The organism is Siccirubricoccus soli, assembly GCF_024178315.1.
GTDB classification, from domain to species: Bacteria; Pseudomonadota; Alphaproteobacteria; order Acetobacterales; family Acetobacteraceae; genus Siccirubricoccus; species Siccirubricoccus soli.
Genome location: NZ_JAMZIK010000317.1, coordinates 1 through 447 on the forward strand (window position 1 = coordinate 1; position 447 = coordinate 447).

A 447-nucleotide genomic window follows, 5' to 3' on the forward strand; every position below is an offset into this window, starting at 1 on the left:
CTGCCGCGCCACCGGGGCGCGGGCGCCGCCGGCGCTCGCCAGCGCCGCCAGCCGGGCGGCCGCCTCGGCATGGCCCGGCTGGCGCTGCAGCACCTCGCCCAGCAGCCGTTCCGGCTCGCCCTCCACCCCCTGCGCCATCAGGGTGCGGGCCAGCCCCACCCGGGCGCCGACGCTCTCCGGAAAGCGCTTCAGCACATCCTCGAAGCCGGCCCGCGCCTCGGCGGTCTGCAGCCGGGCCAGCCTGATCATGGCGGCGACGGTGGCCGGCACCTCGGCCGCCCGCGCCTCCGGCCCCAGCTGCGCCAGCTCGCCTTCCGCCACGGTCAGCTCGCCGCGGCCGAGCGCGGCCAGCATCAGCATCTCCCGCGCCCCGCCCTGCTCCGGCGCCAGGCGCAGCGCCTCCCCGGCGGCGGCGGTGGTGCCGGCGGTATCGCCGGCGGCCAGCCG

The 447-nt window shown here is 80.8% G+C and carries 1 protein-coding gene; it reads right to left on the reverse strand.

What is annotated here, in order from left to right:
• Positions 1-447 (reverse strand): hypothetical protein (locus NJ376_RS28560; protein WP_252956726.1); only part of this gene is annotated, 447 nt, incomplete at both ends.